Genomic DNA, 12,122 nt, shown 5'->3' on the forward strand with positions numbered 1-12,122 from the left:
AAACATAGGGGGAGCATTGCTATGCCACAGAAACAAAAGGTCAGTATAGAGACAAAGGTCACAATCATACAAGATTACATCAATGGATGCATTGGTATGCGTGAGGCGGAACGGAGGGCTGGAGTTTCTCACAAGACTATGGGACAGTGGGTGCGTAACTATGAGATAGATGGGGTGGATGCATTTCTGCCACATAAAAATCGTGTGTACAGCCCAGAATTAAAGAAATCTGCTGTGGAAGACTATTTATCCGGTGCTGGAGGCGAGTCGGATATTTGCAGAAAATATCACATTCGGAGTCATACGCAGTTCAGAGAGTGGATAAAGGTGTATAATGCTCATGGAGACTTCAACTCCGTCAAATACTCAGGAGGAGGAAGCTACATGAAGCAAGGACGGGAAACGACACAGGAAGAGCGCATCCAAATCGTTAACGATTGCATTGCAAGTGGGAAGAATTACGGAGAAATGGCCCTGAAATACCAGGTTAGCTATCAACAGGTTCGGAATTGGACTCTTCGGTTTGAGCAGATGGGAGAGGCGGGATTGGAGGATCGGCGGGGCCGCCGGAAGAAAGATCAAGCCCCTCGCACCGAACTTGAGAAAGCCCAAATCGAAATTGAGCAACTCAAGCACAAGCTATATCTGGCAGAAATGGAGAATGGTCTGCTAAAAAAATTGGACGAGATCGAGAGGAGAGAGGCCTGGAAGAAGTGAGACAGCGCCGTACATATCAGGCTATTCGGGAATACCATGAGGAGGTGGATTTTCCCATTGAAACAGCCTGCAAGCTGCTCCATGTGGCCCGTTCCGCCTACCACAAATGGGTTTCTGGACGGTTGAGCCGCAGAGCAACAGAAAATGAGCAGTTGGCAGAGAAAATTGAGAAAATCCATTCTGAAAGCCCAGACAAAGGTTATCGCAGGCTAAACGACGACTTGCGCCATGACTATGGAATTCATGTTAATGACAAGAGAGTGCTTCGTATTTGCCGGGCTAGAAATATTCGCTCTACCGTAAAGTACAGCAATCACAGCTGTACCAGACGAGCCAAGAACCCTCAGCATCTGGCTGAAAACCTGCTGGACCGCCAATTCTATGCCACCAAGCCCAATGAAAAATGGCTGACCGATGTGACCGAGTTCAAGTGGTATGAGGGAACAGAAGTACACAAGATCTATCTCAGTGCCATTCTGGACCTTTGTGATCGGCGTATTGTGTCCTATGTCATTGGGGAACGCAACGATAACCCTCTCGTATTCAAAACCATTGATAAGGCTGTAAAGGCAAATCCGGGTGCTCACCCTTTGTTCCACAGTGACAGAGGCTTTCAGTATACCAACCGAACGTTTCACCACAAGCTCGTGCAGGCGGGGATGACGCAGAGTATGTCCCGTGTGGCCCACTGCATTGACAACGGCCCCATGGAAGGTTTCTGGGGCATCTTAAAGCGGGAGCGTTACTACGGCAGACGCTTTACCAGCAAGAAAGAACTTATCCAGATGATCAAAGATTACATCCACTATTACAACACCAGGAGAGTGCAGCGAAATCTGGGTGTGCTGACACCCATGGAAAAGCATGAACTGTATCTCGCTGCATAAAAAGCGGCCGGCAACACACAGGTTGCTGGCCGGGAAAACTTTATATTTTTTCACTGTCCTCTTGACGGGGAGCGGTTCACAAACCGGAAGACCTCTGTTTTGTATTTTTGGATGTAGTTTTCGGCTTTTTTGTTTTCAGCGGCGCAAGAATCCTCTCTTTTTCACGATACTCTCTGCCTTGCCAGTATGACTGCACAGACATGGTCAGTGATGTACCCCCGATCCCGCTGTGCATAGTACGGCAGCAGTGGCTCCAGCACTTGACAGATTTCCACCCTGGTCAAACGGGGCATTTTCAGCTGTGCGCCGTACAGATTTCGAGCCGTGTTACGCTGACGGGTGAAGCTGGTGTTGAAGGGGCGAGCCACGAGATCAGGTATCAGTGCCTTGGGCTCAATGTCCATGGGCGAGAACTGCGTGTTGGACAGCAGCCCGGCCCCATTGTCAAAGATGGGGCAATAATCGTATTTCCCGTCCTGATACAACACCGCAATGTTGTTCAGATGTCGGTCGTCATTGAGAAAGAGAGCATCCACCTCGAAAAGTAACGTCAGATATTGCGGGAACTCCCTCAGTCCCGTGATCTCGGCTGTACGCTGGGCAAGATAAGTAATGCGTTGCTTGTCACTGGGAAGCACCGTCAGGAGTTCCCGCAGCGGTTTCGATTCGTGACGGCGCAGCAGGTGGCTGAGGGTGATGATGGACTGCCCCTCTTTCAGGAAATTCTCACTGCTACAGGCGGTCCTCTCACGTCCATGGACATGGATTCGCTCCATCCGATACCGCACAAAACGGAAGGGCGTGTCTACCTCCAGGTTACTGAAGGATAGAAAGGTTGAGATGGCTGTCTCCGCCAAAGCCTCATAGCCGAATTGGTCCAGCTTGTACCATCGTCCTTCCTCCTGCCACTTCTCCTGATTCCCCTTGGATGAGGTTTCCGCAATTTTTTCATTGGTTGTAAATCGGACTGTCATGGGATTTCCTCTACCTCCAGCCATTGTTGGTCCTCTGCCATACGGCCTCGAGTCTTGCGGATGATCTCCAAAGGATCGTACTCCAAAACGCCGATGGCATCCAAATACTCTCGTATACCTGAGCGTTCTCTGGGCACACATCGTTCCTCCAAAAAAAGTTCTAAGTCATCCCAAGAAGGCATCAGCTTTTCCCCGAAAGCTGTCTTGACCAGTTCCACACCCTCGTTCCAAACCCGGAGAGAATGGTCAGTCATATCTGCGGCAATGGTTGAACACAGCCGGTTTCCATCATAGAAGCGTAGCAAACAAAGCTTGTGACCCTGGGCTTTTTTACTCTCCATGAATTGATCGAAATCCAAATACGGTACCAGCGTGATTTGGGTGCCATCAAACTTCAACTCGATCTGGCGATGGGCCTGGTCTATTCCCAGCTCGGCCAGCCATGCATTGGGCAGGGTTACCTTACAGGTTTTTGCCCCTTCTCCAGCAGTTCCGCCAGCGAGACTGAAATTCACTTTTGCCGTGCGGGTTTCCATACGATCACCTCAATGTAATTATATAGTGTTCGTACCGAATATTCAACCATCTTCTATTAATCATACTAGCCCTTTAATCCGAGCATAGAGATCTGTGTAACAAAGGCTTATCAACTAGAATTTGCCCATTCGGAAGCTCTATGGTCATCATTTTACTTTTGGCAATTGCAGCTATAACTTCCTTCCGTGTTTTAGCTACAGATTTTTTGTATGCGTAGATTGCTTTTTTCTGCGTCCCGTATTTTCGATTAAGACCGGATAGTCGTATAGAATCTAGCCCCACTTCGTAGGACACTTTTAAAAACACTACCAGATCGTCTGCATAGTCATCATCCACCGTCATAAAATATGCCGACTCCGCATTTTGCTTCTTTCTATGCAGCTCTATATAACTCAGAGGTTGGGTTGTCTTTCCAATTTTACATACAAAGCCACTGTTCCATAGGATCACGACATATGTACTTTTGGGTGCATTTTTTGCTAACTGCAATGCATCATTAATTGAAATACTGTTTTTAGATGCAATCAAAAATTCTTCCGCTATGATATTGAATCTGAAGTTTGAAAATTCAGAGAAGTTAAAGTATGAATCCAGCTTTTCCTCTAGTATTTCTTGAGACCTTTCATTTTCGCTTTTCCACTTTCTTGCCTTAGCCTCCGACCCCAATACATCAAACCGCTTGTATGCTTCTTCAAATTTCTCAATGGAAATCCCCTGGTATTCTTTCATTTCAAAGAAACGAAGTAAATTGATTACATGATTTAATTCTTCTCGACTACGGAAATTGTTGTTCCAATATGATGTTTTAGCTCCAATCCATTCTACAAACCCATTTTCGAAGCTACCATAACGTCCACAGATCAAGTTGATATATTCGTCATAATAATCCACGCCACAAGCATCGAAAACCCGCATACATTTCCAAAACAACTCACAATCTGTATCATCAAGCCTAAAAAGACTCATTATCCCTCGCACATGCTTTCTCAGAAATTCGTTGTTATAACAGGGTACATCAGGAATTCTTTCCAAAAGCAATCCCAAGGTCTTTACCCTATCCTCTTTCTCCCGCATACTTCCATCTCCCTTATGAGTTTTTTCTCCCTTACAGACCGTCTCTAGAAAACACCACCAAGGAATCCTCATCAATGCACTATTTAGTGCAAACTGAAACTCACAGATATTATCCAATTAATTATTTTACACTTCTTTTCCTCACTATACTAGATTCGTTAACATTGGCAGGCCCCCATTGTATTCTTGATCAAAATACCTGTTGCAAATAATCTACAAGCAATGCACCCGCTACATTTGCTCCTGAGCTAATTAAAAATTCTTTCAAGCCAGTCAATGCTGCTTTAATAATCCCAGGCTTTACTTGAGCAGCTAATTTTGTCTCTACTTCTGCAATCAGCTCATCTGCCGTTTCTCTGTCTTCGCCAGATGGCAGCTCATCCCTAATGGCTTTCTTAACCTTTTGGAGCAAGTCATTTGCATGGCCATAGTTGAACGAGATTGTATTTTGATTTCCAGATATGACTTGAGATTGTTTGACTTCCCCATTAACAACAGTTCCATAATAATTATTAATTGTCTGCGGAACATTTTGAGCCATGACTGTTTCCTCCTGACTGAATCGCATACCTTCTCCCAAAACGCCCTCACTCTCAAGACGAATTGTCCATTCTAGTAAACAATTTGCCACCTTATCTATAATTGTCTTCAAGTGGTGCGCTCCGACATGCAACTCATAATTGGTTAAAATTGGTGTATTGCAGCTTTTATTCAGAAAATCTATTGCCGCTCCCGAATATGTTAGTCTGATATAGGTTTTGCAAGATTTATATAATTCAACTATCTCGCTAATTGGTTGATCCATATCTGCGGTACATATCTGAGCTTCTACTTCTCTATTTCCAATCATCACAGGAATCCATCCTAACCGCGGATTCCAGGCTTTTAGAACACCAGCAACTTTGCGATACTCTGGCAACCTCCTGTCAGCAGCATCAGGGTATCCATCCAATTCGTACATAATCCATGCATCAAACTCTTGTAATTTCAGCTTCGAAGCAATCAGATGCGCCTTTCTTAGCGCATTCAAAATATCACATTCAGGTTTTAATACTTCCTGTTGTAATTCTAAAACAATACTACTCATTACCTCACCTATGTGTCCTTTCCACTTTCCGTAGAAAGATGTACGCCCACGCTACTAGAACAGCACCATCTTCCGAAAACCTTTGAGTGTCCGAAATCGCCCCGGGGCTGGATTTCAACGGAAAGTTGCAAGTTTGGCTTCCACTTGAGTTATATTGTAGAACAGGCGTTTCATCTTGTCAATGCTCACCAAGGAACACGGACCGGCACACCATGTACCTCACCCTTTTTGTTTTCGGCGGCGCAATTTCTAAATACTCATCATAAAACTCATTTTAAAAACTGGCATAATTCCATGGATGAAGAAACGCCTCACCACTGGATTTGATTCCGGCAGCGAGGCGCTTTCTCCACTTCTATATTTTCAACTCCTTCTTTCTTTGAAAACAGTCTTAAGGTATAATAGCTGTAAACAGCTGTTATACCGACCGGATTTTGATTGCCGTTTTTCTCACCCCTGACAGGCAACCGAAAAAGGCGTAATATCCACACAGACTTTAAGAAACTAGGGCCCAGCGATATGGTCGATTCAAACAATGTTTCGTCTCACGAAAAGATGATGGATGGAGGGTGTGAAACCGTGACAAACAAAGAGCAGACTGCCCTCAGTATTTTGGAATACTGGCATACCATTGAATTCCTTGGACAAGACTCCTACGAAGCCTGTACGAATGCCGGAAAACTAACACAGGAGCTACTCCAATACAAAAAATCCAGGCAGCAAAAAAACGCTTCCAGGAAACAAATTACCGTATACACACCACTGAATGGCCTGCATGACATCCATTCCGTGATTGTAAAGGAAGCCGGCGAATGCGGTATGAGCACCTGGGGAAATCTGACGTTTTATGTGGGAAAAGTAAAACGTCAGACATGTATCGTACATCTCGCAGAACAGCTTGGAGCCTTAGAACTGCAACAAGCAGAAGAGAGCACGGATGATATTCCCGTACTCAGCTTCCAGTGTGACGAAAGGGGCAACTATATTTCCCATTCTCTCTCCCTGTCTACCATTGTCTGGGCATTATCTCAAGTATATGACAAAAAAGATACACCCATATCGTCTCTTTTGTCCGAGCACGCTTACACTTCTGACCTAAAAAGTCTAGAAAAAGAATTGTTTGGAGAAGATCATACCTCCGATGAAGTTCCCGTCCTCCTTAGTTCCTGTTCCACTGATGAGACCACCGATTCCGAATGGAACGAAGATGCCGTCACGATGGCGGACATTACCCGTATTCAAGAAAAACTGGAAAAAACCTATGGCACATTTTTTGTATGCTCCGCTGGAACCGATATGGATCTAACGGCTTCCATGAAATTTCAGCTTTTTGTGGATGACGCATCAAAAGAAAAGTATGAGGACGACAATTACCTAGGGTTAAGCCATGATTTCTTTTCCAACGATCTGAAGTTGGTGAAAGATCGAATTCAAGTAAACAGCCAGGCTTTCACATCCGGAATCCTGCAGGAGCTGGTGGAATACATCTGTGCCCCCTATCACGAACACAACCAATGGGAACGTCATGATCTGGTAAAGCCCAGTGATCGAGAAGCATTTTTCCGTACACTCACGGATATTCTGGACATTCAAAATGCACCTTTGGGAAAGTGGCCGTCCCGATATATGCCTGCACTGATGCAGCAAGTGGCCATCAACCTTGCCATCTCTGACACAGATCAAGGGGTGATCGGAAAAGCTGGTAACATTTTTTCGGTCAACGGTCCCCCCGGAACCGGGAAAACAACAATGCTGAAGGAAGTTATCGCAGAGCATATCGTGGAAAAGGCAAGACTATTAAGCCAATACGATGAGCCCGACCAAGCGTTTGAAGCACACAAGTTCCAACACGGGGATAAAAACGGTGCGTATTCCAAATTCTTTCCCCGTTGGTTTTCCTTTGTGAACGACCAAATCGGAACACATGGTGTACTCGTGGTGTCTTGCAACAACACCGCCGTCGAAAATATTACCAAAGAGTTGCCCTTGAGCAGCGGTATCAGCAGTCAGCTAAAGGTTCAAACAGAAGGCACACATCGTGACGACGAGGATATGCAGCAACAGCTAAGGGAGATCTCTGCCCTTTTTTCCATTTCCCCTTCGACCGAAAAGATTCCCCTATACAAAAACGATACAGAGCGAACGGGTGAATATCCTGAAATTTATTTTACAGGTTATGCACAAAAGCTGTTTGGTTCCCCTGAATGCGATGCGGATGCCTGGGGGTTAATTGCAGCTCCTCTGGGGAAGAAATCCAACATCAAAAGCTTTTACTATGACGTGCTCAAACCCCTTTTGCAGGATTTTATGAAGGGAAATCAAAGCATCGAAGAGCGTGTCCAATGTTATCGGCGCGCTCAGGACCATTTTCTGGAACAGCTTCAACGTGTTGAGGCAATGCGAGACGATCTATCCTCTTACTCCAATCGTATACAGGCAGCGCATGAAGCATCCAAGCGGTATCAAATGGTAGAAGACCGCAACAAGCAGAGAACGGCTGATACAAATTCAAAACTACGCAGCCTTGCATCCAAGCTTCAGGATGTGGAAGAACAGCTGGGCGCTGCCAGGACAGCATATGATGATGCATCTGCCAAGGTTGCTCACTGCTCCCACCGGGTTGGTCAGCTGCAGAACTCGCTGAAGGCGATCCGGGATCAGGAATTGGAATACAGGCGGAAAGCATTAGAGGCAGAAAAATCCGTGTGTTATTTAAGCAAATTTTTTCGGAAAAGCAAATACCAGGCAGCCATGGAGTTGGGCGCATCCTATACACGAAACGCCGAGGAATGCGCTGTATCCGCTGCTCAATCTGACTCCGAACTTCAATTGGCAAAAGCCGACCTGGCCTGTGCAGAACAGATTCGAAGCAACACCGCAGAAAGGCTTGCGGAGCAGGAAAACATTCTGAAAACCCTGCAACAGCGGGAGAAGCAGCTGCGTATGACAATCCAACACCTGCACCAAGAAACGGAGGCAGCAAAAAAAGAAGCGGACGAATATGCAAAGGCATGTGATCTGCTTATGCAGCAATTTCGGGGCGCATCTCAAACGAATTGGGCCACGCCCATAGACGATGCGCTGATTTCGGATATTTTGTCCCACGACCCAGCCCCCTCCACACAAGCGCAGCTGGTCAACCCTTGGGTGACCCAGCACTACAATCGTGAACGAGAAAAACTGTTTTATCTTGCGCTTCAAATGACCAAAGAATTTTTGCTCAGTTCCAAATGCTGCCGAACAAACCTGTGTATTCTGGGGCAATACTGGGGTCTTCGGACAGAGAGTGACGCAGAGCGTATCGTTTTCCACGAGGACGATCGTCAGGCAATGGCCAGTTCCCTGTTCCAAACGCTATTTTTGTTAACACCCGTGATCTCTTCTACCTTTGCCTCTGTTGGGCGTTTGTTAAAGGATATGAGGGAACCAGGTTCCATCGGTACCCTAATGATTGATGAGGCCGGACAAGCCCAGCCACAAATGGCGGTAGGCGCCATATACCGGGCAAGACGGGTGCTGATTGTGGGAGACCCGAAACAGGTAGAACCAGTTGTCACCGATGATTTGAATCTGTTGAAGGCAGCGTATTCCGAGCCAGTTTATCAAAATTACAAGGATAAGTCTCTATCCGTCCAGCGTTGTGGGGATATTATTAACCCATTTGGTACATTCTTTCACAACGGAACCGATTATCCAGACTGGGTGGGGTGTCCTTTACTGGTGCACAGGCGTTGCCTCTCACCAATGTATGATATTTCCAATCAAATATCCTATGATGGCATGATGAAGCAACAAACCCTTCGCCCGTCGGAGAAAAAAGAAGCCATGTTCCTACTCAAGAACTCCCAATGGATCGATATCTCCGGCACGGAAAAAGGGATGAAAAACCACTATGTCCCTACACAAGGTGCTAAAGCCTGCGAACTGGTGGAACTGGCTTTTCAACAGGCTGATTTTCCCAATCTATATATCATTTCTCCATTTACTCAAGTGGTGAACGGCATACGAAATGAGCTGCTTCAGTATGCCAAGAGCCATCCAGATTCCGCCCTGTCCACGAAAAGTAAAGCCTTGGGGCCGTGGCTTAGTTCCAACATCGGAACCGTTCACAAATTTCAAGGAAAAGAGGCAGATGAGGTCATCTTTCTTCTGGGCTGTAATTTGAAACAAAAAGACTCCTATGCCGTAAAGAGGTTTGTGAACAGCAATATAGTCAATGTAGCGGCTACCCGTGCAAAATATCGGCTATATATTATTGGAGACCAGCGGGTTTGGAAGGAAAATCGATATATTCGTGAGGCTAAAGCCATCATGGACGCCTCCTGTAACCGTCAAAGCTAGTCGCATTAGGGACTAACTAAAATGGCCCATCGGCTACGCTGTTATTTCCTCAGACACACGAGTTTGTAGACGTCCGTATTCCAGCTTCGTTCCCAGCTTTTTCTGGTTTTAATTTGTCTGTACAAGCAAATTGCGCCGCAAACAAAACGAGAGGCCATCCCCAAAAGGGTTGCCTCTCACTTTGTTATTCTGAGGGGCTTTGCAACAGGCCCTTATCGGTTTCGAGCCACACACGATCCATGAATCATGCATGCTCCTTTCCATCTGGATATGTCATGTAGTTCTGTTGCGTCCAAATATTGGTATCTATTCTGCAGTTTTGGGATGCACCTTCCAAAAACTTTTTTCGCATTCGAGCCTATCATTTTCCGTTTCCCATTTGCCATTTCCCGAAAATCAAATTATAATGTGCAACGAAAGAAGGTGTTACACATGGCATATCACATATTGCTGGTGGATGATGAAAGCGAAATCATTACCATGCTTCAACGTTTTTTGCTCCAAAACAACTATCGGGTCAGCTGTGCTATGGACGGAACAGAAGCCATAGAGAAGCTAAGCGAAAAACCAGACTTGATTCTATTGGACATCAACATGCCGCAAATGGACGGAATTGAAACGTGCAAAGCCATCCGTGACATGGTTTCCTGCCCCATTTTATTTTTAACAGCTCGAGATGAAGATGCCGATAAAATCGAAGGATTCGCCTCAGGTGGAGATGATTACATCACAAAACCCTTTTCCCTGCCTGAACTAAATGCCCGCATCCAAGCACACCTGCGCAGAGAACGCCGCAGCAAGGACATCCAGAGAAAAGTGTTTGGATCAATTACCATTGACTACTCGGCTCGAGAAGTCTTTGTGGGTGACAAAAGCATTCATTTCAACCGCAAGGAGTTTGACATCATTCAGCTGCTGTCTCTCCATCGGGGCCAAACCTTTGAACGTAGCCGTATCTACGACCGGGTGTGGGGGCTGGAAGGCTCCGGGGACGATACGGTAATCATGGAGCACATCCGAAAAATTCGGTTGAAATTTACTCAGGCTGGATGTGAACCATGTATTGAGACAGTATGGGGGATTGGTTACAAATGGGTTGCATAAAGACATGGATGAGCAAAGCATCCATTCCCATGGCGTTCATGGTGTGTGGTCTTGTTTGCTTGGCGGCTGCCCTTTCTCTGTCCAAATTGACGGTATGGGTCGCCCAAGTGAGCCGTGCCGAAATTGAAGACAAATACGAAATGACGGTGTATATTCCCCCAGAAGACATGGTTTTCACCGATGAAATTCCGTTGACAGAATCGGATGATATGGCACTCTGGCAAGAGGTCACTTTGGTGGACGCAGAAGATTTTCAGGACGGAGACCGTCAGGCCTACGCCTTCTTTGGAAATTTGGAGGATGTTGCTGCAATTCTGTGGTATTCCGTATGCCTGGTACTGGCTGCTTTGATTTTTTATCACTGGAAAATCAAAAAGCCGCTGTCAATTTTGAACCATGCCGCACAGGAGATCACAGACAACAATCTGGATTTTCAAATTGCTGACAGTGGAACGGACGAGCTGGGTCGCCTGTGTCACGCCTTTGAGATTATGAGACGGGAACTGGTTCAAAACAATCGGAATATGTGGAACGCCGTGGAGGAGCGCAAACGGCTAAACGCTGCCTTTGCCCACGATTTGAAAACACCACTCACCGTCATTCAGGGGCATACCGATTTGCTGGTCCATGAGCTTGGGGATCATCTGGAGGCACAACCAGGACTTTTGGAGTCCATCACCTCCATTCAAAAGCAAATAAAGCGCCTCAATTCCTATGTGTCCACCATGGGGGATTTGCAGCGTCTGGAAGATTACGATCCCCGTCCTCGGGAAATTCCTGCCCAGCGCATCACAGAGGCAATCTCAGAAACCGCACAGCTTCTGTTCCCACATGGGGAGGTTGAGTTTCATTCCTCTATCACGGAACAACTGCTGGTGATGGATTTGGAGGCGTTCCTACAGATTTACGAAAACATTCTCTCCAACGCCGCCCGATACGCCAAACACAAGATTGCGGTATCTCTGGATCGAGAAGGAGATGTTCTTACACTCTCGATCACAGACGACGGCATTGGATTTTCCCAAAAAGACTTGCAATACGCTTCCGCTCCCTACTACCGGGGAGAGAAACCCCCACTGGGAAGTACTCCACACTTTGGACTGGGGCTATACATCTGTCATGTGTTGGCAGAAGAACTGGGCGGAAGCCTACACCTTGCAAACAGCGCAGAAGGCGGCGCACAGGTCACCGTAAAAATCTGCTGCATTTGAGAATTTGTTGAGATACTTCCATTATGATTCTGGCATAAGGCGAACAGGTCTTATGCCAGAATTTTTTGGAGGTTATGAGATGAACAAACTGCTAATTCTAGGTATGATTCTTGCTTGGATCCTGATGGGGTGTAGTACGGGCTCCGATGCGCCACCCCCATCCCCCACTCCATCCGCCTCAGCTTCAGCC

The 12,122-nt window shown here is 46.3% G+C and carries 9 protein-coding genes; 5 read left to right on the forward strand and 4 right to left on the reverse strand.

The window, feature by feature from the left end; all coding sequences use genetic code 11:
* Positions 1 to 717, forward strand: a 717-nt coding sequence (locus tag H9X86_RS10840; protein ID WP_204901539.1) for a helix-turn-helix domain-containing protein, incomplete at its 5' end; no start/stop codon positions are given.
* Complete coding sequence (locus H9X86_RS10845) at positions 714 to 1,604, forward strand: IS3 family transposase (protein ID WP_204901540.1); 891 nt, start codon at positions 714 to 716, stop codon at positions 1,602 to 1,604. The genes H9X86_RS10840 and H9X86_RS10845, both read left to right, overlap by 4 nt.
* 161 nt (positions 1,605 to 1,765) lie before the next feature.
* On the opposite strand, the gene H9X86_RS10850 is transcribed toward H9X86_RS10845, so the two are convergent.
* The 4 genes from H9X86_RS10850 to H9X86_RS10865 all read right to left on the reverse strand — a co-directional run bounded on the left by H9X86_RS10850 (position 1,766) and on the right by H9X86_RS10865 (position 5,276).
* Positions 1,766 to 2,578 (reverse strand): HipA domain-containing protein, encoded by an 813-nt coding sequence (locus tag H9X86_RS10850; RefSeq protein ID WP_204901541.1) that lies wholly within the window; start codon positions 2,576 to 2,578, stop codon positions 1,766 to 1,768.
* A complete protein-coding gene (locus H9X86_RS10855; protein ID WP_204901542.1) occupies positions 2,575 to 3,114 on the reverse strand; it encodes a hypothetical protein in 540 nt (179 codons plus the stop codon). The genes H9X86_RS10850 and H9X86_RS10855 overlap by 4 nt, the downstream gene beginning before the upstream one ends.
* Positions 3,115 to 3,187: 73 nt before the next feature.
* Complete coding sequence (locus H9X86_RS10860) at positions 3,188 to 4,189, reverse strand: hypothetical protein (RefSeq protein ID WP_204901543.1); 1,002 nt, start codon at positions 4,187 to 4,189, stop codon at positions 3,188 to 3,190.
* A gap of 190 nt (positions 4,190 to 4,379) precedes the next feature.
* On the reverse strand, positions 4,380 to 5,276 hold the full coding sequence (locus H9X86_RS10865; RefSeq protein ID WP_204901544.1) for an AbiTii domain-containing protein: 897 nt from the start codon (positions 5,274 to 5,276) through the stop codon (positions 4,380 to 4,382).
* A gap of 579 nt (positions 5,277 to 5,855) precedes the next feature.
* On the opposite strand from H9X86_RS10865, the gene H9X86_RS12885 reads away from it, so the two are divergent.
* The 3 genes from H9X86_RS12885 to H9X86_RS10880 all read left to right on the forward strand — a co-directional run bounded on the left by H9X86_RS12885 (position 5,856) and on the right by H9X86_RS10880 (position 11,932).
* Entirely contained in the window at positions 5,856 to 9,617 is a 3,762-nt protein-coding gene (locus H9X86_RS12885) for an AAA domain-containing protein (protein ID WP_204901545.1), read from the forward strand.
* Positions 9,618 to 10,049: 432 nt separating this feature from the next.
* Positions 10,050 to 10,721 carry a response regulator transcription factor gene (locus H9X86_RS10875; protein ID WP_204901546.1) on the forward strand — a complete coding sequence of 224 codons (672 nt, stop codon included), beginning with the start codon at positions 10,050 to 10,052 and terminating at the stop codon, positions 10,719 to 10,721.
* 107 nt (positions 10,722 to 10,828) lie between these two features.
* Positions 10,829 to 11,932, forward strand: coding sequence for an ATP-binding protein (locus H9X86_RS10880; protein ID WP_204901547.1), 1,104 nt, complete (start codon positions 10,829 to 10,831; stop codon positions 11,930 to 11,932).
* Positions 11,933 to 12,122 lie beyond the last annotated feature (190 nt).

The sequence above is a fragment of the Pseudoflavonifractor capillosus genome (assembly GCF_016902575.1).
In the GTDB taxonomy this organism is placed as follows: domain Bacteria; phylum Bacillota; class Clostridia; order Oscillospirales; family Oscillospiraceae; genus Enterenecus; species Enterenecus capillosus_A.